The organism is Salinicola peritrichatus (genome assembly GCF_003206715.1).
Classification (GTDB): Bacteria; Pseudomonadota; Gammaproteobacteria; order Pseudomonadales; family Halomonadaceae; genus Salinicola; species Salinicola peritrichatus.
In genome coordinates, this window is the sequence record NZ_PZJU01000011.1 from 26,698 (window position 1) to 51,749 (window position 25,052).

General features: G+C 63.3%; 14 protein-coding genes and 1 pseudogene. 3 read left to right on the forward strand and 12 right to left on the reverse strand.

What is annotated here, in order from left to right:
• Positions 1-331: 331 nt before the first annotated feature.
• Positions 332-7,324, forward strand: a complete 6,993-nt coding sequence (locus tag DOM57_RS06485; RefSeq protein ID WP_239496136.1) for a carbohydrate-binding protein — start codon at positions 332-334, stop codon at positions 7,322-7,324.
• Between the two features lie 63 nt (positions 7,325-7,387).
• Here DOM57_RS06485 and DOM57_RS22690 read toward each other — a convergent pair.
• From DOM57_RS22690 to leuS, 4 genes and pseudogenes are all read right to left on the reverse strand, one after another.
• Positions 7,388-8,588: pseudogene (locus tag DOM57_RS22690) on the reverse strand (MFS transporter).
• 112 nt (positions 8,589-8,700) lie between these two features.
• On the reverse strand, positions 8,701-9,759 hold the full coding sequence (holA, locus tag DOM57_RS06495; protein ID WP_110648421.1) for a DNA polymerase III subunit delta: 1,059 nt from the start codon (positions 9,757-9,759) through the stop codon (positions 8,701-8,703).
• The gene (locus DOM57_RS06500) at positions 9,756-10,244 is read right to left on the reverse strand and encodes an LPS-assembly lipoprotein LptE (RefSeq protein WP_110648422.1); all 489 of its coding nucleotides are present in this window, start codon (positions 10,242-10,244) and stop codon (positions 9,756-9,758) included. The genes holA and DOM57_RS06500 overlap by 4 nt, the downstream gene beginning before the upstream one ends.
• Positions 10,245-10,294: 50 nt before the next feature.
• Complete coding sequence (leuS, locus tag DOM57_RS06505; protein ID WP_110648423.1) at positions 10,295-12,865, reverse strand: leucine--tRNA ligase; 2,571 nt, start codon at positions 12,863-12,865, stop codon at positions 10,295-10,297.
• Between the two features lie 219 nt (positions 12,866-13,084).
• Between leuS and DOM57_RS06510 the strand changes: the two genes are divergently transcribed.
• A complete protein-coding gene (locus DOM57_RS06510; protein ID WP_110648424.1) occupies positions 13,085-13,627 on the forward strand; it encodes a zinc ribbon-containing protein in 543 nt (180 codons plus the stop codon).
• Positions 13,628-13,751: 124 nt separating this feature from the next.
• The gene (locus tag DOM57_RS06515; protein WP_110648425.1) at positions 13,752-15,113 is read left to right on the forward strand and encodes an alpha/beta hydrolase family protein; all 1,362 of its coding nucleotides are present in this window, start codon (positions 13,752-13,754) and stop codon (positions 15,111-15,113) included.
• Positions 15,114-15,136: 23 nt separating this feature from the next.
• Here DOM57_RS06515 and DOM57_RS06520 read toward each other — a convergent pair whose 3' ends face one another.
• From DOM57_RS06520 to miaB, 8 genes are all read right to left on the reverse strand, one after another.
• Positions 15,137-16,525 (reverse strand): MFS transporter, encoded by a 1,389-nt coding sequence (locus DOM57_RS06520; protein ID WP_110648426.1) that lies wholly within the window; start codon positions 16,523-16,525, stop codon positions 15,137-15,139.
• Positions 16,526-16,647: 122 nt separating this feature from the next.
• The gene (locus tag DOM57_RS06525; RefSeq protein ID WP_110648427.1) at positions 16,648-17,418 is read right to left on the reverse strand and encodes an SDR family NAD(P)-dependent oxidoreductase; all 771 of its coding nucleotides are present in this window, start codon (positions 17,416-17,418) and stop codon (positions 16,648-16,650) included.
• An 88-nt stretch (positions 17,419-17,506) separates the two neighbouring features.
• Positions 17,507-18,874: a 2-oxoadipate dioxygenase/decarboxylase HglS gene (gene hglS, locus DOM57_RS06530; RefSeq protein WP_110648428.1), complete on the reverse strand. Its 1,368-nt coding sequence runs from the start codon at positions 18,872-18,874 to the stop codon at positions 17,507-17,509.
• Positions 18,875-19,049: 175 nt separating this feature from the next.
• A complete protein-coding gene (gene lnt, locus DOM57_RS06535; protein ID WP_110648429.1) occupies positions 19,050-20,537 on the reverse strand; it encodes an apolipoprotein N-acyltransferase in 1,488 nt (495 codons plus the stop codon).
• Positions 20,538-20,838: 301 nt separating this feature from the next.
• The gene (locus tag DOM57_RS06540) at positions 20,839-21,732 is read right to left on the reverse strand and encodes an HlyC/CorC family transporter (protein ID WP_110648430.1); all 894 of its coding nucleotides are present in this window, start codon (positions 21,730-21,732) and stop codon (positions 20,839-20,841) included.
• 270 nt (positions 21,733-22,002) lie between these two features.
• Entirely contained in the window at positions 22,003-22,488 is a 486-nt protein-coding gene (ybeY, locus tag DOM57_RS06545) for an rRNA maturation RNase YbeY (RefSeq protein WP_110648431.1), read from the reverse strand.
• On the reverse strand, positions 22,485-23,477 hold the full coding sequence (locus DOM57_RS06550; protein WP_110648482.1) for a PhoH family protein: 993 nt from the start codon (positions 23,475-23,477) through the stop codon (positions 22,485-22,487). The genes ybeY and DOM57_RS06550 overlap by 4 nt, the downstream gene beginning before the upstream one ends.
• Positions 23,478-23,701: 224 nt before the next feature.
• Positions 23,702-25,051, reverse strand: a complete 1,350-nt coding sequence (gene miaB, locus DOM57_RS06555; RefSeq protein ID WP_110648432.1) for a tRNA (N6-isopentenyl adenosine(37)-C2)-methylthiotransferase MiaB — start codon at positions 25,049-25,051, stop codon at positions 23,702-23,704.
• Between the last annotated feature and the right edge of the window lies 1 nt (position 25,052).

Below are 25,052 nucleotides of genomic sequence, written 5' to 3' on the forward strand. Positions count from 1 at the left end.
ATTATGCTGTTCTTGTCAGTGCCAATAAATCGATGCTATGTCTTTGGAATCGATAGAAGGACGCGTGACTCGATGTAAAGGAACTCCTGAAATTCGTTTTTCCGGTGGGAAAAGTTTCAACTTTTCGCTTTTGCCGAGACGCGCTAGTTTCCTTCCGGTAAGACTTTAGTCCTGAGCCTCATCATTCAAGGTTTTTCAGGTAACAGTCTCGACAGAAAGATTGGCCCGCCATGGACCGAGCGGGATGTTTCATCCTTTTCAAATCGTCGGCATAGGACGATCCGTTACCAAACGTCTATTGTCATCACCACAACGCGTAGGGGCTATATCCATGTTCACGCTTGCCATTATCGATGCTCAGACCGGTGCCGTTATCGAAACGCTGGAGCCCGGAGACGCCGTGACTCGGGAGCTTCTCGGCGACGGTTATCTGCTCGAAGTGACGCCCATCGACAGTGCGGGTTTCGATGCCAGCGATGCTGCCGGCATCGTCGTGAACGTGACCGACGCCAAGGGCAGTATCTCTGAACAGGCCGCCAACGAGGCCCCATTTCGATTTTCACTCTCCGATCAATGGGCGAGCGGCCTGGCGGCCCTGCTGATCGAAGGAGTGGACGCGCAGGGCGCGCCATTGGCCGGGAGCGAGCAGGCACAGGACCTGGAGATCCTCGATGTGGATGACAATTCGGTCACCGCCGATGCCGTCCCGCTGGTGATTCAGGCGGAAGATACCAGCCTAGCCGCCATCAGCGACGTGGGGGCATCCAACGACCCGTCGCTGACCCGCTTCGTCGACGCCGCGCACCCTGAGGCCAACGGTGCCTATCGGGATGGCGCGGTCGGCGGTGGCTATGTCGATTTCGGGAGCGATGCCGGCGACAGCCTGACCTTCCAGGTCGAGCCTTCCGAGCCGGGGCTCTATACCGCGACGATCCGTTATGCCAACGGTGGCGCCAGCGATAGACCGCTACTGGTTGCCGTCGGGGATCTCTCCCCGACCTTGGTCTCGTTTCCCCCGACGGGGAGTTGGAGTACCTGGGGCGAAGTGGAGATAACGCTGCCGTTGTCTGCCGGTGACAACGCGGTGTCGCTGACATTGCCATCCACGGCGGAAGGCGGTGCGTCGAACGGGCCCAATATCGATCAGATCTCCTACGAATATACCGATGCGCTGCCCGCCGATCTCTCGCTGTTGTTCGAGACCGAAGGGGAGGCGATGACGATCGACGATGGTGTCTCGGTTGCCGATACCGTGGTCCGCGACGCGTCGAACCCGGAAGCCAGCTCCGCGGCTGGCAGCGATGGTCTGTGGGGAGATTACAGCGGCAGTGGCTATCTCGACATGGGCGCGCAGACCGGAGACGCCGCTTCCTTTAATGTCAACGTGTCCGAGGCCGGCACCTACCTGCTGACGATTCGCTATGCCAACAGCGGAACGGCGGATCGCCCGATGGCGCTTTCCGTGGATGGCGACGCCCAGGGCATCATCGCTTTCGACTCGACCGGTACCGGCGGCGCCGGCTGGGAGAACTGGACCGAGACTTCGATCGAAATTGAGCTGAATGCCGGCGACAACGTCGTGCGGCTCGCCAATATCGGTAACACCGGGCCCAACATCGACAGCCTGGCCGTTCACAGCGTGACGTCGGATAGTGGCGCCACAGTCGAGCCGGGAGATCGCTTCGCGGTCAAGATCAACTTCCAGCCCGCGTCTTCCGCCACTCCCGACGGCTATATCGCCGATACCGGCCAGGCATTCGGCGAGCAGTCGTTGCAAGTCGATGGCAAAACCTATCAGTACGGTTGGGTCACCGAGGATTCCATTGCCGATGGTACCGCCAACGGCACGACGCCCATGGGTATTCAGGGGCAGGACCCGGATGCCCTGGGCGATCGCAGCGGCACTCTGGATGATGTCGATCCGCTGCAGGCGACCTATGCGGGTTTCGCCAAACCTGGCTACGCACAGAACGCGGGCTGGGAGATCGAGTTGGAAGACGGTTATTACGAAGTCACCATCTCCATCGGCGATAGCGGCGGCGCCTACGATAGCGTGAACGTGATCAATGCCGAAGGCGAAGCTTTCAATACCCCCTTTACCCCCGCACGCCCTGATGACTTCCCGACCGACACCGATCCCACCAATGACAGCGAGGGCTTCCGCTCGACGCTGGTCACCCGCGTGGTACAGGTTACCGATGGCCGCCTGACCCTGGATTCGATCGGTCTCGATAGCGCCAACACTGAAATCCAGTACATCGAGATCGAGTCGCTGCCCGATCTGACCCCGGACGACGACCGAGCGGCGCCGGAGGACTACGCGTACTTCACCGATCCGCGTGCCGTAGCGGGCGTGGGCGAGGAACAGGTCGAGGTCCATCTACAGTCGGACGACGGCAGCATCCCGGACGGTATCGACCCCTCCTCGGACTTCTTCATCGGAATTTCGGTGGTCGAGGGGCGTGGTGGCGCGCTGCTCGAGAGCCTGAACGACGGCTCGGTGAAGCTGTTCAATACCGTCACCGGTGAAGAGGTAGCGTTCGATATCAACACGACGGGCGGCTTCGATTCACTGACCATTTCGCCTGTCGGTGGATTGGATGAATATACCAGCTATACCTTGGTGATCGACGGTTTCCAGGATCGCGGCGACAACGACGACCCCAGTGCGCCGACGCGGGAATTCCAGAAGTTTTCTACTACCTTCGTCACCGGTGCCCAGCCCGCGGCACAGGACAGCGAGGTCGCGTTCGATACCACGGTGGAACTGAACGGGGCCGCAGACGGCGCCTATATGTTCACTTCCATCACCATGTCGCCGGACAACAGCAAGATCTACATCTCGACCATGAACGGGGAGATCAAGCGCTACGACATCGATCCTGTCACGGGATCGCTATCCAATGAGCAGACCCTGGCGCTCGACTATTTCCAGAGCGAGGACGCCGGCGCCAGAGGTATTCTGGGGCTGACTTTCGACCCCACCGATCCCAATGTACTGTGGGTTACCGACAACTATCCAATTCCGTTGACCGGGCGTGACAACGGCGTGCCGGACTTCAGCGGTCGTATCAGCAAGATCACCATCGGCGACAGTGACGAGACGTTTACCGGTACGGCGGAGACCTACATTACCGGCTTGCCGCGCTCCAACGGTGACCATGCCACCAACAGCCTGGTGTTCCACGCCAATCCGGAATACGACGCCGACACCAACCCCGATGTCCCTCCTTACTTGTTGTATGTCTCTCAGGGTGCCAACACCGCGATGGGAGGCGACGACAGTGCCTGGGGCAATCGTCCCGAGCGCCTGCTGAATGCCGCCGTGCTCGAAGTCGACCCCTCCCGGGATGCGCCGGAGGGCGGCTTCGACGTCTCGACCGAACCCCTGCCGACCGACGGCTCCAATACCCGCTACGAAGATGACGACGGGGATCTCAAAAACGGGCCAATCGACATGGGCGGCGGCCAGTACCTGGTCTTCGCCGAAGACGGCACCGCGACGATGCAGGACGCCAACGGCAATGTATTGATTGAATACTACGACCCCTTTGCCGAAGACGCCGTTCTCAAGATATACGCCACCGGCATTCGCAACGCTTACGACCTGGTATGGCACTCCAACGGTAACCTGTATGCCTCGACCAATGGTTCCGCGGCGGGGGGGACGACGCCGGACGATCCCTCGACTGCTTACAATGAAGCGCTGATCAATGTCGGCATCGAGGACGACTGGCTGTTCAAGGTCGAGGAGGGAGGATATTACGGGCACCCCAATTCGACGCGCGACGAATACATTCTCAACGGTGGCAATCCGACCGCCGGCGACGATCCCAACGAGACCGACGAGTACCAGGTTGGCACGGATCCCGACAGCAACTACCGAGTCGACGATGCCTACTCCCTGGGCACCAATCGCTCCCCGAACGGAGCCATCGAATACACCAGCAACGTGTTCGGGGCGACGCTGGACGGCAGCCTGCTGTTTGTGGAGTACTCCGGGGGAGACGACATTCGCTGGATCTCGCTGGACGAAGACGGCAACGTTTCCTCGGACACGGTGCTGCGCGACGTCGACGGCAACGTCATCAAATACGTCGATCCGCTGGATATCATCGAGAACCCGCTGACTGGACAGCTTTATCTCATGACGCTTAACCGCAGCACGGGAGAGAGCCAGGTGATACGTCTGGATCCTGTCCCCGGTGCGATCATCGAACCGGGCGAGAACCTGGAGACGATAGCGACCATACAGGCCGAGGACGAGACCCAGGCCGTCATTGCCTCCGGCGGGGATGCCCAGATCGTCATCCGGGACGCTGACAATCCCGAGCCCAATGCCGCGAATTTCGAGCATGGCGTCCGGCCGGGCGCCTATGGCATGGATGGCAATACCGACGACAGCGACGGTACCGTCGGCGGTTATGCCGACTTCGGCAATACCAATGCCGACTCCATCACCTTCAACTTCAACGTCGATGCAGCCGATGCCGGCGATGCGGTGCTACGGGTCCGCTATGCCAATGGCGGCGGCGCCGATCGTCCGCTCGAGGTATTCGTCAATGGCGAGAGCATCGGTGTTTTCGGTTTCTCGCCGGCCGAAGGTGGCGCTGCCTGGAACACCTGGCAGACGCTGGACATCCCGGCGGAACTGCTTGCCGGCGCCAACAGCGTGAGCTTCCAGGCGGTGAACGATACCGGACCCAACATCGATCAGTTGGAAGTGTTGATCGAGGACACCACGCCGGGTTACTCGGTCTACGAGGCGGAGAGTGCGACACTCGCCGGCGGTGCCGTCATGGTCCCTTCGGATGAAGTCGACCACGACGCCTCGGGTGGCGGTTACGTCGATTTCGTCGGTAGCGGCGATCAGAGTGTCACCTGGGATGTGGACGTGGCGGAAAGCGGCGTCTACGAGATCAGCTTCCGCTATTCGCTGACAAGCGGCAAGGCCGACCGGCCGATGGCGCTGACGATCAACGGCGTCAGCTATCCGAGCGTCAACTTCACCGGGCAGAGCCAGACCCCCAGCGACTGGGTCAACCAGACCGTTCAGGTGGCGCTGACTGCCGGCGCCAACACCGTCACCGTGACGGCACCGGATGGCGTCGGTCCGGATGTCGACCTGTTGAAGATACCCGACGAACCGGTCGAGACGGCGTCCGAAGGGGCGATCAGCGTCGTGAGTACCGACCCGGCTTATTTCAGCGATCGTATCGTCTTCAACTATCTCGAGGACAACGATGCCACCAGTACCGCCGACTCGCCGCGGGAATACAAGGACAGCGGCTCGGTGATCATCAGCAACAATGGTACCGGCGATCTGAACGTCAGCGACGTCAGTGTCAGCGGTCCCTTCATGCTGGCGGACCCCGATTCGCTGGACGACCTGGTGCTGGCGTCGGGGGAATCGGTCGAGGTCGAAGTACTGTTCGATCGGGATGCCTACACGCCGCCTGCCAACAATGCGGACGACGGCGTATTCGAGGGTACCCTGACGGTAACCTCGGACGATCTCGACCAGCCGGTCACCGAAATCCAACTGGCCGGTTTCTGGCAGGCGCGCGACGAGGGCGGCTGGGAGCCCAATCTCAACGAGATATGGCAGGTTTTCGGCTTCGGCAACCATATCGACGGGCTGTCGACGCTGGATGGCGGGGGCCAGTCGGTGTTGCAGAACTTCGATCTGTATCAGGCCGCCAACGATCAAGAGGTGCTGTCGCGCTACTGGCAGATCGCCGATGGTGTCGAGACCGCGACGGTCACTCAGCTGGCGGCACTGCATAGCTATAGCGGTGCCCTGCTCGCGCTGCACGAGCCCGGCGACAAGGGCACTCGAACGTCACTGACCAATCACGATAGCCTGTACAGCCAGTCGTTCCTGCCACAGCTCGCCAACGGCAACTACGCCACGGCCAGCTTCGGGCGCAACAAGATTCCCGACGCCTGGCTGGGCGATGACGTGTTCGGCATCTCGATAGCCAACCTCTCCACCGACCCATCGCTCAATCCCCATGGCAGTGGCACGCCGCCGGCGGAGGACCAAGGCATCGAGCGGGGTTACACGGTACGCACGTTCCAGGCCTACGACAGCGATGGCAATGCCATTGCCAACACCTACTTCGTGGTCATGGATTACACCGGTATCAATTACGACTACAACGACAACGTCTTCCTCGTCGAGGGGATCGAGCCGGCTTCGCGTACGCCTTTCAACGACGCCGGGACTCCCTGGGTGGTCGATGACGACAGCGGCCTGACCCTGGATGCGGCGCTGTTCGACGAAGGGGCACCCTATCTGACCTACGAGGATTCCAGCGAGGACCAGCTGGGCAGCGACTTCCGCGAGGAGGGCGTGGACATCCGCGGCGACGGCGATGCCATCGGCTGGGTCGAGGACGGCGAGTGGGTGGAGTACACCCTCAATGTCGAGGAGGCTGGCGTTTACGATCTGTCGTTCCTCTCTGCGCTGGGGACGCAGAGCGGCAACGCACGTTCGATCACCGCCACGTTCGATAGCGGCGCCGGGGTCTACGCCGTCGCCGACATCGATGTCGGTTCCACGGGAGACTGGGATACTTTCCTGCCGACCGACAGTCAGAGCGTGTTGCTCGAGGCCGGCGTGCAGACGCTACGGCTGACCTTCAATGGCGGGTCGCAGAATCTGGAATCCTTCAGCCTGACGCCGGCGGAGCAGACGCCATTCAACGATGCCGGCACGCCCTGGGAGGTCGGCGACGGCCTGACGCTGGACGCCGCGCTATACGACGAGGGCGGCCAGTACGTAGCCTACGCTGACAGCAGCGAAGAGCAACTGGGTACCGATTTCCGTGGCGAAGGCGTGGATATTCGCGGCGAGGGTGAAGCCATCGGCTGGATCAGCGACGGCGAGTGGGTCGAGTACACTCTCGACGTCGCCGAAGCCGGTACCTATCAACTCTCCTTTGCCGCCGCGACGATGTTCGACGACCGCACGGTGACGGCAAGCGTCGCGCAAAATGGCGAAGTCTATGAAAGCGCCGACCCGCAGGCGGTCACCAACACCGGTGACTGGGAGGACTATCAGGCCAATGACGGTATCGTGCTGGACCTGGCGGCGGGGGAGCAGGTGCTTCGCCTGACCTTCAACGGTGGCTCGATGAACCTGGCCTCCTTCACGTTGACGCCGACCGCGAATACCACGCAGTCGTCGGCGCCGCTGATGGCGGCACTGGAGGAGCAGATTGACGGCCTGGCCGCCACGATCGACAACCTACCGGTCATGAGCGATGACGTTGCGGTCACCGGCGTCGACGACCAGCCTCAGACCACCGAGATCGCCTGAGCCATCAACGGTGCTCGCCCTCCCGGGGACGGCTGCCGGCCGACCCCGGGTTTTTTCGGCGCATCATCTGGTCAGTTTGAAGCGGGGCCGTAGCACGAACAGGATCACGCTTATGCACACCAGCGAACAGGCGAACATCGAGGCGATGACCCAACCGAGCGTCTCCGGCAGTAGTGTCGAGAAAGCGCTCAGCCCGCCCGCGATGTCGAATTGGCAGGCGCCGAGCAACGACGACGCAGTGCCGTCGTGGTGTTCGAAGTGCTCCATGAAACAGGCTTGGTTATTGGGCACGATACCGCTTTGAGCGCCAATCGTGAGCATCATGGCGGGCAGGAACAACCAGACCGAGGCTTGGGCCCAGGTCGTCAGGCTCAGCAGCAAGACGCCGACGAACTGGACACTCAGACAAGTGACCAGAATCTGACACGAGCTGAAACGATTGAGCAGTGCGCGGTTGGTCAGGTTGACCAGCAGCATGACGGCGATATTGGCGCCGAACATCAGCGAGAAGGCGCCTTCCAACTGGCCGAAGTGGGCCTGGAAGTGGGCCTGATAGATGAACGAGGAATGAGTAATGAAAAGCATCATTACCGAAAAGGCGAACGCCTGCAGGGCGATGAACGGCAATGCGGAACGGGTCCCGAAGACGAAGCGATAACGCGTCAGCAACGAATCCGTTTGATGCGTATTGGCCGTCGGTCTGGCGTGACGCAGCACCACCCAGGCCTGAAGTGGAATGACACCAAGGGCATAGAGTGCCAGGAACCAGAAAAATCGTGTGCCAGTCCCCCATTGCCAGCAGTGCGCTGCCGATGCTCGGGGCGACACCCGGCGCGACGATTATGATCAGGCCGATCATGCTGAATAGCTTGGCGGCTTCGCGTCTCTGAGCCCGGTCGCGAACCAGGACAGGGATCAACACCGTGATCCAGCCGCCACCGAAAGCCTGCAGCGCCCGTAGTACCAGCAGCATCGAAGCTCTTCGGTTTGCGTAATGCCCAGGCTGGCAAGGAGGAAGATGCCGAGCCCCGCGTATATGACCCGTGGCCGCCCAATGCGATCCGACAACGGTCCACCGACCAGCTGGCCGACTGCCAGGCCGAAAAATATAGATCGAGAGGCTTCGCGAGACCTCGTTGATACCAACGCCCATGGTGTCGGCCATGGCCGGGAAAGCCGGCAGGTAAGCGTCGGTCGACAACGGGCCAAGCGCCATGGTGATGGCCAGCACCAGCGGCAAGGCAAAAGAGTAGTTTCGAGACATGGAGACCTACGATTCACGGGGCTATATGGTTGACGAAGTCAACTATATGCACGCCTTATGACAAGCTCGACTTTAGCCGCATGGTTTCGGTGGTCAGTGCCTTGGAAAAGTTCTAGGAAACGCGATAAGCGTAGGCCATCTCGGCGAGGATGCCACGCCCCCCCGCCAGCGTCAGTGCCAGATCCTGCAGGCAGTCCCATACCGGCAGGGCGATGGCGCCCTTGATCGCGAGATCGATCCGCTGCGAGAACATCAGCAGTTTGTGCAGACGGCGCTGCGGCAGCCGGTTGAGCGCCTGCTGATAGCCTGGCCGGCGCTTTTCCGGAATCATCGGGCGCTGTGCCTTGCAGGCATGTTCGAGACTCTGGCCCTGGTCGAGGTGCTGAAAGATCGACAGCAACGTGCGCAGTTCACGCGTCAGCGACCACAACACGACGGGCGCCTCGATGCCTTCCTGACGCAGCCCTTGCACGATCCGCACGACCCGGTCGCGGTCGCCGCGCAGGCAGGCATCGGTCAGCGTGAACACGTCGTAGCGGGCGCTCGACTCGACGCCGCTGGCGATAGCGGTGACGTCGAGTCGCGCATTCGGCGGCATCAGCAGCGCCAGTTTCTGCAGCTCCTGGTCGGCGGCCAGCAGATTGCCCTCGGTGCGCTCGCCGAGCAGCCGGGCGGCATCCATGTCCAGATTGAGTCCGTGCAGACTGGCCCGGTCGCGCATCCAGAACCCCAGTCGCTGATGATCGACCGGCCACACCGGGACGAACAGGCCCAGCTTGTCGAGCGCCTTGAACCACTTGCTCGACTGCGCCTTGCGGTCCAGGCGCTGGCTCGACAGCAACAGCACGTTGTCGCTGCCGCCGGCCTGCTCGGCATAGGCTTCGAGCGCCTTGCCGCCTTCCTGGCCGGGAGACTGGCCGCCGAGGCGGACTTCGATCAGCTTGCTCGAAGCGAACAGCGACAGGCTGGAAGCGGACTCCAGCAACTGGGTCCACTGGAAGCCGGATTCGACGTGCAGGATTTCGCGCTCTTCGATGCCTCGCTCGCGTGCCACCCGACGCACCGTGTCGCAAGCTTCCATATGGATCAGCGGCTCGTCGCCGGCGACCATGACCACCGGTGGCAGACGCTTTTGCAGCGAGGCTTCCAGCTTGTCGGGGAAAACCTTCATTGAGACTTAAGGGCCGTCAGTCGATCGATCAATTGGTTGGCGGCGTCGCGCCGCAGGCGTTGGATCGCCTCGCTACGTACCTGGTCAACGGAATAAAGATCGTCGGTGGAGAGCAGGACCGTGGTCGAGACTTCCAGTCGCTGCTGGTTCAGCAGATAGGCGCTGTCCGAGGCACGCTGGACCGAGAACGGGGCGGTCAGGGTGATTTCGGTCTCGCGGCTACCGGAGTCGGAGCGCGTCAGGCGGCTCTCGCCGAGCCGCTCATCGCCGAGGTTGAGGCGCAGATCGGCATCGTCGACGACATCCGTCCCCGCGCTTTCGAGCGTGCGCCGGACTTCCTCGCTGAACGGCGAGACGTTGGCGCTCAGGCTGATCTCGGAGAGGGCAAGTTCCGGCTGGTGCAAGCCACGAAGCTGGAACCCGCAGCCCGCCAGCGCAGTCAGCGCCAGCGCGATCAAGCCGATCAAAACGGGACGGCGTGTCATGAAAAAGCTCCCTGTCGGATGACGGCGCCGTCTCCACGGCGCCGCGGCATTCAGTTGGCGACGATATTGACCAGTTTTCCGGGCACCACGATCACCTTGCGCACGCTCTTGCCTTCCAGGTGACGCTGGACGTTCACGGCCGCCATGGCCTGCGTTTCGATGGCTGCCTTGTCGGCTTCCGCGGGCACTTCGAGGCGAGCACGCAGCTTGCCGTTGACCTGTACCGCCAGCTCGATGCTCGCCTTGACCAGGGCGCGTTCGTCGACCTGGGGCCAGGTGGCGTCGATCACCGGCTCGTCGTGGCCCAGCGCCTGCCACAATACATGGCAGGTGTGCGGCGTGATCGGCGCCAGCAGCAACACGCATGCCTCGATCGCCTCGCGCGCGACGGCCAACCCCTGCGGAGAGGTATCGTCGAAACGGCCGAGCGCGTTGGTCAGCTCCATGACCGCGGCGATGGCGGTATTGAAAGTCGTGCGGCGGCCGATATCGTCGCCCGCCTTGGCGATGGTCTCGTGGGTCTTGCGGCGCAGCTCGGTCTGCGCGTCGTCGAGTGAGCCGACCTCGAGCGTCGCGGGCGTACCGGCCGCGAGATGCTCGGCAACCAGCCTCCACAACCGCTTGAGGAAGCGGTGCGAACCCTCGACGCCGGAATCCGACCACTCCAGCGACTGCTCCGGCGGGGCGGCGAACATCATGAACAGGCGCACGGTATCGGCGCCGAAGCGGTCGATCATCGCCTGCGGGTCGACGCCGTTGTTCTTCGATTTCGACATCTTCTCGATGCCGCCCATCTCCACCGGCTGGCCGTCGCTGATCAGCCTGGCGCTGATCGGGCGACCCTTGTCGTCGCGCTCGACCTCGACATCCGCCGGGTTGAACCACTCCTTGCCGCCGTTTTCGCTCTCGCGATAGAAGGTCTCGGCAATCACCATGCCCTGGGTCAGCAGGCGCTGGAACGGCTCGTCGCTGCGCACCAGTCCCTCGTCACGCATCAGCTTGTGGAAGAAGCGCGCATAGAGCAGATGCAGGATGGCATGTTCGATACCGCCGATGTAGAGATCCACCGGCAGCCAGTAGTCGGCGCGCTCATCGAGCATGGCCTCGGGGTTGTCAGCACAGCAGAAACGGGCGTAGTACCAAGAGGACTCCATGAAGGTGTCGAAGGTATCGGTTTCCCGCGTCCAGCCATCGCCCAGATCGTAGAACGCCGGCATCTTCTTCAGCGGCGAACCGGAAGCGTCGACCTCGACCTCCTGTGGCAGCGCCACCGGCAGTTCGTCATCGGTGAGCGGCACGGTCTGGCCTTCGGGGCCGTACTTGACCGGAATCGGCGCGCCCCAGTAGCGCTGACGGGCCACACCCCAATCGCGCAGGCGGAAGTTGATCTTGACCTTGCCGCGCCCGAGCGATTCCAGCCTGGCGGCGATGGCATCGAAGGCGGCCTCGAACGCCAGGCCATCGAATTCGCCGGAGTTGATCAGCGTGCCGTGCTCGACGTAGGCCGCTTCGGACAGATCCGGCGTCTCGCCGTTGGCATCGGCGATGACCGCTGCGATCGGCAACTGGTACTTGGTGGCGAATTCCCAGTCGCGCTGATCGTGGGCCGGAACCGCCATGACCGCGCCGGTGCCATATTCCATCAGCACGAAGTTGGCGACGAAGATCGGCACTTCACCGCCGGTCAGCGGATGAATCGCGCGGAAACCGGTATCGCGGCCACGTTTTTCCATGGTCGCCAGTTCGGCCTCGGAGTTGCCGCCCTGCTGGCACTCGACCAGGAACTCGGCCAGCGCCGGATCGTTTTCGGCGGCACGCTTGGCCAGCGGGTGGCCGGCGGCGACGGCGACATAGGTCACGCCGAACAGGGTATCGGGGCGAGTCGTATAGACGTCGAGGCGCTCGTCGCTATCCTGGACATCGAAGCTGAGCTCGACCCCGCGCGATTTGCCGATCCAGTTGCGCTGCATGGTCTTGACCTGCTCCGGCCATTCGACCTTGTCGAGATCGGCCAGCAGTTCGTCGGCGTAGTCGGTGATCTTGAGGAACCACAGCGGAATCTCCTTGCGCTCGACCCGCGCGCCGGAGCGCCAGCCACGGCCGTCGATCACCTGCTCGTTGGCCAGCACGGTCTGGTCGACCGGGTCCCAGTTGACCGTCGACATCTTCTTGTAGACCACGCCTTTCTCCACCAACTTGGCGAAGAACCACTGCTCCCAGCGGTAGTAGTCGACGTCGCAGGTGGCGAATTCGCGATCCCAGTCGTAGGCGAAACCGAGCGCCTTGAGCTGGCCGCGCATGTAGTCGATGTTGTCGTAGGTCCACTTGCCGGGGGCGACGCGATTCTTGATCGCGGCGTTTTCCGCCGGCATGCCGAAGGCGTCCCAGCCCATCGGTTGCAGCACGTTCTTGCCCTGCATGCGCTGAAAGCGGGAGACCACGTCGCCGATGGTGTAATTGCGCACGTGGCCCATGTGCAGCTTGCCGCTGGGATAGGGGAACATCGATAGGCAGTAGAACTTCTCGCGCGTCGACTCCTCGACGGCCTTGAAGCTCTGATGCGTGTCCCAGTATTGCTGTGCGGCGGTTTCAATAGCGTGCGGGTTGTACTGTGCGTCCATCGGTTCGGTCAGGCACCTTGCGTTCGGCATGGGGGAGCGCCAGAGTCCCCGCGAATGGTTATACTCGCAACAGACGGTAAAGTGCGGGGGCGGCGTCGATTTTTCAGGCCACCAAGCATACCCCAGACCCGATGTCGCAGGTAGGGGCACGCGTTTTGATGAATCGGGGCATGCGCTTCGATGAAGTACACGACGAGCAGCAAACGAAAGGGGGTAGCCATGGACCAGCGTCAACCACGACCCGAGGAACGTTCCCGTCTCGCCGACGCCTACGAGCGTATCCTGACGCGGCTGAAAGACGGCGGCGGCGAACTCTCCTGGGAGAGCTTCCAGCGCGAGCTCGACGAGGCGGTGGCCTTCGAGGCGGAGTTCGAGGAGTTCACCAAGGACGAGGCCGCGCTTCTGCGCGCCTGGGTCGAGCGGGACATGCGCGATTTCCGCCAGTTCCTGGCCAAAGGCGGGGAAGGGATCGCCACCTGGCTCGGCATCGATCTCGATGTGCTGTCGCGACGGGTCAGCGATGCGCTGTTTTCCATCGCCGACCGCACCAGCATCGACCGCGAACGTTTCGAGGATGATCTGGAAGCGGCCCGGGCCGATTACACCGCCGGCGAGGTGGCGCTGCCCGGGCGCATGAGCTGCGTTCACTGCGGCGCCGGTATCGTGTTGAATCAGGTGGCGCGCCTGGAGCCATGCCATGCCTGTGGCCACCGCTATTTCCACCGCGAGTCCGGCGCGCCGCAGCCGACCGCAAGCGACTGATCCAGGCAACGATCCACGCCGCCGTCATTTCACGGCGGCGTGGGCACGTCGTCGTCCGGGAACCTTCATCGTCGACGTTAGTCGTAACAGCAGTCTCTCGACCCAACGCGATGAGGAGCGAAGCGTGCCCAAGTCCTCCAAGAGCGTGCTGTTCGGTGCCGTTTGCCTGATGAGCGCCTTCGGCGTACCGGCGGCGCTGGCCGATACGGTTGCCGAGGATGCCGAATCGATGGCCGATGCCGAGTGCCCTGACTGGCTGCCCGAGGCCACCCGCTGCTACGCCGGCCAGGACACCCATGGCGCCTATTACTGGATCGCCATTCCCGACGGCTGGAACCACAAGCTGGTACTTCACAGCCACGGTGGCCCGCGCCCCAATGCGCCGCATCCCGACGACCCCGTCGACATCGACCTGCGTCAATACGACGTCATGGTGCGCGAGGGCTATGCCTGGGCCGGTTCCAGCTATCGACGCGGCGGTTACGGCGTGCGCATGGCCGCCGAGGACACCGATTACCTGCGCCGGCTGTTCGTCGAGCGGTTCGGCCGGCCGCAGCGGATCTATCTGCACGGCCAGTCCTGGGGCGGCAACGTGGCGGCCAAGACCATGGAGCTGTATGGCGAAACCGCCGACGGTGGGCGTCGCTACGATGGCGCGCTGCTCACCAGCGGCGTGCTCGGTGGCGGTACCCAGGCCTATCAGTTTCGCGCCGACCTGCGCGCGGTCTATCAATACTACTGCGCCAACCACCCCTATCCCGACGAAGAGCAGTACCCGCTGTGGGAGGGCCTGCCGGACGATAGTGAGATGACGCCCGAAGAACTCAATGCCCGTGTCGATGCCTGCACCGGCGTCGATCTGCCGCCCGAGCAGCGCACCTTGCTGCAACAGCAGATGCTGAACAACATCGTCGATGTCGTCCGTATTCCGTCCAACACGCTGAAAGCCCACATGCGCTGGGCGACCTTCCTGTTCCAGGACATGGTCGAGCAGCGTCTGGAGGGCGCCAGCCCGTTCTCCAACCGCGGCGTGCGTTATGTCGGCTCGATCGACGACGACGCGCTCAACAAGGGCATCTCGCGCTTCGACGAGGATGCGCGGGCGGTCGAGAAACTGGGCGAGGATGCCGGTTTGACGGGCGACACCGACATTCCCACCGTCACCATGCACGCGATCAACGATCCGATCATTTTCGTCGAGAACGAATGGCTCTATCGTCGTGCGCGCGAGGATAGCGGTACCGCCGACTCGCTGGTCCAGCTGTATACCGACGAGGCCCAGCACAGCAAACTATCGACGCCGCAGTACGCGGCGGCGTTGGAAGCCCTGGATAGCTGGGTCGAGCACGGCGAGAAGCCGACTCCGGATAGCGTCGCGCAGCAGTGCGAAGAGCGGGATGTGTCTATCTACGGCGGCAGCTGCCACTTCGATACCGACTACGAGGTAGCGGAGTGGCGCGCGCGGGTCTACGCGCGTCAGCCTTGACTCTTCGCACCGTCGGCGCGCTCTTATGCCAGCGGTTGGGCCGCCGGCCGTGGCATGTCTTGCCATTCGGCTTCGTCGGCATCCAGCGCGCGATGGGCCGACTCCGGCAGCCGCAGTCCGCCCCACATCGCCAGCAGGGTGATCGCGATCAGGTAGAACGCCGGCGACAGATTGTTTCCGGTGCGCTCGATCAGCCAGGTCGCCACCAGCGGTGCGGTACCGCCGAAGATCGTATAGGCCAGGTTGTAGCACAGTGCCGAAGCGGTGTAGCGCACCCGCGTCGGGAACTGCTCCGACAGCAGCACCGCCGTCACCACGCCGCAGATCACCGCGCCCACCGCCATCAACGCCGCACCGGTCATCGATGCCAGCCACTCGCCGCTACCGGCCAGCGTGTAAGCCGGGAATACCGCCACGATCAGACTGATACCCGCGCTCAGTACCGTCTTGCGGCGGCCGACGCGATCGGCATAGCGTCCGATCAATGGGCAGAGCAGAGCGGCGAAGACCAGCGCGCCCAGGCTGGCCAGCAGCGCGGTGGTCTGCGAGGCCTGGCCGACGACCTGCATGTAGGTGGTGAAATAGGTGGTGAACATATAGAACGACAGTGCCGTGACCGAGATGAAGGCACTGAGACAGACGATGGTGGCACCGTGGGAGCGGACCGTCTCGGCGAGTGGCGAGTGGGGCACGTCGTGTTGTGCCTTCAGCGCCTGGAACGCCGGTGACTCATCGAGCCGCAGCCGCATGTAGAGTCCGATCAGGCCCAGCGGCGCGGCGATCAGAAAGGGAATGCGCCAGCCCCAGGCAGCCAGAGCTTCTTCCGAAAGCAGGGCGCTGACGGCATAGGCCAGTGCCGCCGCGGTGGCGAAGGCGGTGAAGGTCGAGACCGGCACGAAGCTGCCGTAGCGTGCCTTGTGCCGGCGTGGCGCGTGTTCCATGACGAAAGCGCAGGCACCGGCGTACTCGCCCCCGGCGGAAAAGCCCTGGACGCAGCGTGCCAGCGCCAATGCCAGCGGTGCCAACAGGCCGACGCTTTGATAGGTCGGCAGTAGACCGATCAATGTGGTGGCACCGGCCATCAGCAGTACCGTCATGGCCAGCACTCGCTTGCGCCCGATCTTGTCGCCCAGCATGCCGAAGAAGATGCCGCCGAGAGGGCGCAGCGCGAACGACACCGCGAACACGGCGAATGTCTGCAGCAGGGCAAGTGAATCGTCGCCGGGCGGGAAGAAGTGGTGCGAGATGATCACGGCGAGAAAGCCGTAGACGGCGAAGTCGAACCACTCGACGAAATTGCCGATCGCCGAGGCGGCGATCACCTTGCGCAGGATGGAAAGATCGACTTCGTCTGGCGAGGGGGGTATCGACGAGGTCGCGGTGGCGAAGTCATTGTTGTTGGGTCGGGCCATGCCGAAGCCTCCAGGGCTGGAGAGAGGAAGACTTCAGCCTAAGGCGTCAGTAGGCGGAGCAATGCCCTGCCCGCGACAGGAGTTTGCGTGCTTACGACGCGCCTTCCGTCAGGCAAGGGCGACTAGAGCCCGCCGGTCACTTCGATCACCGACCCCGTGACATAGCTCGTTTCCGCCGATAGCAGCCAGGCGATGGCGTTGGCGATCTCTGCGGGCTGGCCGGGGCGACCGAGCGGTATGTTGGCGGCGACTCGCCTGGCGCGATCCGGCTCGCCGGAGCGGGCATGGATGGTGGTATCGGTGGTGCCGGGCGAGACCGCATTGACGAGAATGTTCGCCCCCGCCAGCTCCTTGGCCAGTCCCCGAGTGAGCGCTTCCAGGCCGGCCTTGGCAGCAGCGTAGACGACGTACTCATTGGGCGAGCCCGTGCGGGCGGCGACCGAAGAGACGTTGACGATGGACGAGCGCAGGCTGCGGCCCTGCCAGCGGCGCGCGGCTTCCCGGCACAGTCTGGCCGGGCCGGCGAGGTTGACGGCAATGACCCGTTCCAACTCGTCGTCTCCGAGTTCGGCGAGCGGCCCCAGTCCGCCGGTGATGCCGGCATTGTTGACCAGAGCCACGGGATCGCCGAGCGCTTCGGCGGCCGCGAAGATGCGTGCCGGAGCGTCGCGCTCGGCGACGTCGCAGCGCAGGCCGCGAACCACCGGGCCGCCATCGGCGAACGTGCGCTCCAACGCATCCGCTTCCTCGGGCGATTGGGCATGCGTGAACAGTACGCCCCAGCCGTCGCGGTGCAGGCGCTCGACCAGACTGGCGCCGATGCCGCGTGAGCCGCCGGTGACAATGGCGATAGGGGATGCCGCTTCGCTGGGGTGTCGATTCGAAATCTGCATGAGTCGATGTCTGCCGCTGAGGTTTTGTTTCGCTCCCGGAACGCTTGTCGTCGGTGTCGCCGGCGGTTTCCGGGGGCTCCAGGTTGGTTCACAGGCCCAATTGCTGGCGCACGCGTTCCCAGGAGTCGTTCTGCCATCGGGCGTAGAGCTCGAACTCGTCGTACACAGGGCGGCCGAGAGCCAGTTCGAAAGCGCTGCGGCTGGATTCACCGGCATAGGCCCGGGGACGAGCATCGCCCAGGTTCGACTGGAAGATCCCGGCGGCGCTGACCGGCAGAAAATCCTCGTAGGTGATCGGCGTAGCCTCGACCCAGCCTTCGCTGATCAGCGCCTCGGCCTCGCGGGGAGCAGGCTCGCCGGCGGCCAGCCGCTCGCGGCCACTCTTGCTGAGCCGGTAGCGGAAATAAGCCAACTGGTCACGGCGCAGCGTCTCTTCGTCGTCGGGGAAGTTGGCGAAGATATCACCCAGTTGGCGCTGGTGGGCCAGGTTGTCGGTGGCCGCAGGTGCCTGACGTGAACGCGCGAGTAGTTCATCGTAGCGTTGCCGGCCTTTCGGCGTGAGCGCGGCGCCGCGCTGTTCGATCTCGCCGAAACGGGCGGTGTGCGTACCGCCTTCGGCGCCGGCGAAGCGGATCGGTTCCTCGAGCGCCTTGAAGCTGGTCTGGCGCAGCAGGATCGGAACGCGTCGCCGTGGTGGGCCTTCGATCACCGCCTTGGGCGTGATGCCGTAGTCGGGCATGGCGGCCTGGGCGGCATCGATATCCAGCGTGCGCGGCGTCAGGTGATTGATGTGCGGGCCGCGAAAACAGACCACGTCGGCGACCAGACGATGCGCATCGTGCAAGGCCCGGTAGGTGTCGTGATCGACGGTGGCATCACGATGCCAGCGGAAGGTCTCCAGGATTTCGGCGACGAAGCGTCCGGCCTGCTCGTGGTCGAAGCCGCCCTGGTGTTCGCCGAGTTCGATCAGCTCGCGTGCGCCGGGCGTGAAGATGTCGCGCTTGGAAAGGATCGCCGCCGCCTGGCGTCGAAGGGTGTCGTCTTCGATCAGCTCCAGGCGTAGCAGGGAGGTAAAGATACGGAACGGATTGCGCTTGAGCGAGGCCTCGTCGATCGGACGGAAGGCGGTGGAATGCACCGGCACGCCGGCGGGGGAGAGATCGTAATAACCGACCGGGAACATTCCCATCAGCGCGAAGACACGGCGCAGGGTAGCCAGCTCTTCGGCGGTGCCGACGCGGATGGCACCGTGGCGCTCGATGTCGAGCCGCGCGGTCTCGTCATCGGCATGCAAGCGTGCCGCCAGCCGAGGATCGGCATCCATGGCTCGCCGGTTGATGGCGCCGACGAGCTCGAGCAGCGTGCCGTATTGGGGGACTTCCTGCCGGTACATATCGGACATCGCCTGCGAGAAAGCGCTGCGGATGTCGTCGGGGGAGACCAGGGAAAGTGTCATGGCGCACTCGTGGCCGGAAAATAGAACTCCATGCAACGCTATCGCGCCAGCGCTGGCAAGAGCCGGAGGCACCTGTTGAGACCAATCGACAATCTCGTGTCGCATTGATAAAAGTCGCGCGGAAGCGGCGGGGAAGACCGCCGGCAGCCGAATTCCGCGGGCGCCGGCGGTGTGGTCAGCGTGGTTGGCGTCGCTTCCATGCCAGCCCGGGCATTAGCATCAGCAGCGCCAACAGCCAGGTCGGCCAACTGCCGGTACGGGTGAACGGCGTCAGACCGGTCATCGGTGCGACATTGCCGACCACACTGGTTGCCTCGAACTGCGGTGCACGCTCCTGGAGGCGGCCCTGGTCGTCGATGATCGCGGTCACGCCGTTGCTGGTGGCGCGAATCACGTATCGGCCGTTTTCCAGCGCCCGCAGGCGCGCCATCTGCAGATGCTGCAGCGGACCGATGGAACGACCGAACCAGGTGTCGTTGGAGACCGTCAATATCACGTTGGCATCGCGGGCGCGCCCGGCGACCAGATCGGGATAGATGATTTCGTAGCAGATGGCGCTGCCGATGGCGATACCGTGGGTCAGTATCGGCGGTTGCGAATCGGCGCCGGCAGCGAAATCGGACATCGGCAGGTCGAAGAAATCGATGATGCCGCGCAACAGAAAGTCCAGCGGCAGGAACTCGCCGAACGGCACCAGATGCGCCTTGCGGTATTCGCCACGGGTTTCGCCAACGCCGACGATGGCGTTGTAGTAGTGGCCGCTTGCGTCGCGCTGGACGATCCCGGTCAGCAACGCCGTCTCGGGCGCCAGGGTGGTTTGCAAGCGCTCCAGGAACGGTCGCGCCTGTTCCTCGAACATCGGCAGTGCGGTCTCCGGCCAGACGATGAGGTCGACATCGTCCGGCAGCTCGCGGCTCATGCGGGTATAGGTATTGACCGCGTTGCGCTGGCCATCGGCGCTCCATTTGGCCAGTTGCGGCAAATTGCCCTGCAGCAGCGCCACGCGCAGCGGGTCGGCGGCCTGTTGTGTCCAGTGTGTCGGCAGCGCCAGCGGCACCAGCCACAGCGCGGCGACAGGCATCGCGGCCCACCAGCGGCGGCGACAGAACTCGACCAGCAGCGTGCCGCTCAGTGCAACGATCAGCGACAGCAGGTAGACGCCGCCGATGGGTGCCCAGGGTGCCAGCGGCGAGTCGACCTGGGCGCTGCCCAGCAAAAGCCATGGGAAGCCGGTGAACGCCCAGCTACGGAAGGCTTCGCCCAATACCCAAACGCCGGCGAAACTGAGAAAAGCCAGGCGGGGCGAGGTGAAGCGACGATAGAGCCCGAAGATGAAGGCGTGAAACAGCGCCAGGGTACCGACGAACAGCGCGGTCAGGAACAGCGCCAGCGGTGCCCCGGTATAGCCATAATCGTGGATCGAGACGTAGACCCAGGACGCCCCGGTGCCGAACAGGCCGACGCCGAATAGCCAGCCGTGCAGGGCGGCTTGTCCTACCGTCAGACGGTGCCGGCCCAGATACATCAGGGCAACGGCGATCGGTCCCAGCCACCATAGGTGGAAAGGCGCGAAAGAGAGGGTGGAGAAGCCGCCGGCGATCAGCGCGGCCAGATAGCCGGGCCAGGGACGACGGGCGGAAATCAACGGCTTGGCGGGCGGCATGGGGCACTCCTTGCAGAAAGTGCCCCTTATAGCAAAGTTGCCGCACGAATACGTTAAGAAACCTCCGATTAACTATTCCGCTGGGCCATACTGCGTTAAAAATCAACTCAACATGCTCATTTACCCCCGTAAACTCCGCTTTTGACTCGCGACATCCCTGTCGCTCGCTCTTCGAGCAGCGGAGCTGCCCAAATCGTCAATCCTGACGATTTGTCGTTGATTTTTGCCTTGTCTAGCCTGCGCTCATGACGTTAATTGGAGGCTTCTTGAGTGCTTGAAAACCGCATACGCCTACGTGGAATCAGCTTTCGACTCGCCGCGCGGGCGCGTTTGCGACCTCTGCCGGTACGGGCTTGGCCTGCAGCAGACGAATGCGCCGATTGTCGGCGTTGAGTACGGTGAAACGCCAGTCGCCGAGATCGGCATACTCGTTGCGACGCGGGAGGTGGCCGAAACGCTGCATGATCAGCCCGCCCACCGTATCGAACTCCTCGTCGGAGAACTCGGTGCCGAACTGTTCGTTGAAATCCTCGATCGGGGTCAGTGCACGCACCGCGTAGGTGCCATCGCCGAGATCGCGGATATCCTCCTCCTCGTCGATGTCGTGCTCATCCTCGATGTCGCCGACGATCTGCTCGAGAATGTCCTCGATGGTGACGATCCCGGCCGTGCCGCCATATTCGTCGACCACGATGGCCATGTGGTTATGCGTATCGCGGAACTCCTTGAGCAGGCTGTTGAGCCGCTTGGATTCCGGCACGAACATGGCCGGGCGCAGCACGTCGCGCAGCGAGAACGCCTCGCGCTCCTCGGCACTGCGCTTGAGCAGCGGCAGCAGATCCTTGACCAGCAGAATGCCGAGCACGTCGTCCAGGTTGTCGTCGATCACCGGATAGCGCGAGTGCGCCGTCTCCAGGATGGTCGGCAGGCAGTCCTCCGGACGCTGGGTCACGCCGATCGCGGTGACCTGTGAACGGGGAATCATGACCTCGCGAACTTGTTGGTCACTGATCTGAAAGGCGCCCTCGATGATCGTCAGGGCGTCCTGATCGAGGTTCAGCCTGGGGCCGGCCTCGCGCAGAAAGGTGAGCAGCTCCTCGCGGGAGCTGGGTTCGTCGAAATCGCTCGAGAAGGTACTGATCAGCTTTTCCAGCCAGGATCGACTGTTCTGGCTACTCGATCGGTCTTCGCTCATGACTGTGGTCTCTTGTCCTCGGATGACGCACGGAAGGGGAAACGATAAGGATGGGAGATGCCGGCGACTGGCGCGGCATCCATCGGTATACGGGTACGGCCTTCCGCGATCCGGGATCGGCTAGGCGGAGGCTCGTCGGGGTGTTCGGCCGTCAGGGTCGGGGTCTCGCTCGATCGTTCCCGGTGGCAGGAAGATCTCGTTGACGTCGGCATAGGGCTCAATATCTGGGCTTGATCGTCGCGCTGGGCATCAGTGTTCGAAAAGGGTCATTCAGACATCCAGGCCCGAATCGTCGGCGCGATAGGGATCCGCGATGTCGAACCGGGCGAGCAGAGCACGTTCCAACGCCTCCATCTGCTCCGCCTCCTCATCATCTATATGGTCGTAGCCCAATAAATGCAAGCAGCCATGTATTACCAGATGGGCGTAGTGATCGCGGGTTGACTTGCGCTGCTCGTTAGCCTCCGCGACCACGACATCGTGGCAGATCACCAGGTCACCCAGCAGCGGCAATTCGAGACCCGGTGGTGCCTCGAACGGGAACGACAGTACATTGGTCGGCTTGTCCTTGCCGCGATACTCGCGGTTGAGCTGCTGGCTCTCCGCGCGCTCGACGAAGCGGATCGTCACTTCGCGGCGCGGCTCGTCCTCCGCGTCGAGGACGCAGGCGACCCAGCGCTCGAGCTCGGACTGCGACGGCAATCTCGCCTCGGCGCGTTCATCAATCGCGACCTGGCGGTCGATCTCGACGTTCACGAGCGGTTATCGTCCTTGGTGGCGCGGGCCTGCAAACGCTCTTCGCGGCGCTGGCGCAGGGCGGCTTCCTCGCTGGCCTCGTGATGATCGTAGGCCTCGATGATGCGCTGGACCAGCGGATGGCGCACGACGTCCTTGGGCGCGAACTGGGTGATGCCGATCCCCGCGGTATCGCGCAGCACTTCGAGCACATGGATCAGACCGGAACTGGAGCCGCGCGGCAGGTCGACCTGGGTCGCGTCGCCGGTGATCACCGCGGTCGAGCCGAAACCGATACGGGTCAGGAACATTTTCATCTGCTCGCGCGTGGTGTTCTGGCTCTCATCGAGAATGATGAAGGCGTTGTTGAGCGTGCGTCCGCGCATGTAGGCCAGCGGGGCGATCTCGATCACCTGGCGCTCGATCAGCTTGTTGACCTGCTCGAAGCCGAGCATTTCGTAGAGCGCATCGTAGAGCGGCCGCAGATAGGGGTCGATCTTCTGCGCCAGATCGCCGGGCAGAAAACCCAGCTTCTCGCCGGCCTCGACCGCCGGGCGCACCAGCAGAATGCGCCTGACTTCCTGGCGATTGAGCGCCTCGACCGCCGCCGCCACCGCCAGGTAGGTCTTGCCGGTGCCCGCCGGGCCGACGCCGAAATTGATGTCGTGGCGGCGGATGCTGGCGACATAGCCCTGCTGGTTGAAGCCGCGCGGCTTGATCAATGCCCGCGGGGTGCGGATCAACAGGCCACCGGCTTCGACGTCGCCGGTTTCCTCTTCCAGCGCCTCGATGCCCGACTCCTGCAGGTAGAGGTGCACCGTGTCCGGCAGCAGCTCTTCGGCCTCGGTCTCGCGATAAAGGTGCTCCAACACGTTGGCTGCCGCCTTGACGCTGGCATCCGGACCCGCCAGTTGAAAGGTATTGCCACGATTGCGCAGCGTCACGCCCAGGCGGGTTTCGATCAGCTTCAGATGTTCGTCGCGCTGGCCGCAGAGGCTGGCCAGGCGCATGGGATCGTTGGGCTCGAGCGTCAGGGAAACGACGCGATTGGCGGACTGTTGGTCTTGGGTCAACGCAGAGAGATCCGTCGATGTTGGAAAATGGAAGGCTTCAGCTTACTGCGCCGCTTCCCGTCGGAGCAATGTTCCAGGGCGCTCGGCGCATGTCGCGAAAGTCGCGCGGGCACGACCTCGAGGCCGTGCCCGATAGGGAAGTGGGGACGAAAGATCGGAACTCAATGGCGCTCCGGGGACGCCAGTTCGCCACGCAGCGAGTTGGGCAGCGCCTCGGTGATGGTGACGTCGACGAAATAGCCGATCAGGGCAGTGGGGTCGTCGGCGCGGAAGTTGACCACCCGGTTGTTCTCGGTGCGACCGGAAAGCTGCCCTGGATCCTTGGGCGAAAAACCGGTGACCAGAATGCGCTCGGTGTTGCCGACCATGCGCCGGCTGATTCGCTGGGTCTGCTGATTGAGCCGATCCTGCAGAATCGCCAGGCGCTGCTTCTTGACCTCGTGAGGGGTGTCGTCCGGCAGGCTGGAAGCCGGCGTGCCGGGGCGCTTCGAGTAGATGAAGCTGAACGAGGCATCGAAACCGATGCGCTGGATCAGGTCCATGGTGTCCTCGAAGTCGGCGTCGGTCTCGCCGGGAAAACCGATGATGAAGTCGGACGAGAAGCTGATGTCGGGGCGCAGGGCGCGGATGCGCTCGAGCTTTTCGATGTACATGTCACGGCCGTGGCCGCGCTTCATCGCCGCCAGGATGCGATCCGAGCCCGATTGCACCGGCAGATGCAGATGGCTGACCAGTTCCGGAATCTCGCCATAGGCTTCGATCAGGCTGTCGGAGAACTCCACTGGGTGCGAGGTGGTGAAACGGATGCGATCGATGCCGTCGACCGCCGCCACGCAGGCGATCAACTCGGCCAGGTCGATCTCGTCGCCGGCCTGATCCAGACCGCGATAGGCATTGACGTTCTGGCCCAGCAGGTTGATCTCGCGCACGCCCTGTTCGGCCAGGTGGACGACTTCTTCCATCACCGACTCGAACGGCCGCGAGACTTCTTCGCCGCGGGTATAGGGCACCACGCAGAAAGTGCAGTACTTGGAGCAGCCTTCCATCACCGAGACGAACGCCGTGGCGCCGTCGGACTTGGGTTTGGGCAGATGGTCGAACTTCTCGATTTCCGGGAAGGTGACGTCCACCGCCTGGATCGGCGTGGCGCTCTTGTTGCGCGCATCCAGCATGGTCGGCAAGCGGTGCAGCGTCTGCGGGCCGAATACCATGTCGACATGAGGGGCGCGCTTGCGGATGTTCTCGCCTTCCTGGCTCGCCACGCAGCCGCCGACGCCGATCACCAGATCGGGTTTGGCGGCCTTGAGCTTCTTCCAACGGCCGAGCTGGTGGAATACCTTCTCCTGTGCCTTCTCGCGGATCGAGCAGGTGTTGAGCAGGATGACGTCGGCTTCGCCCTCGTCGTCGGTGAGTTCGAGACGATGGGATTCGCCCAGCAGATCCGCCATGCGGGCGGAGTCGTACTCGTTCATCTGACAGCCGTGCGTCTTGATGAAGAGCTTCTTCGTCATA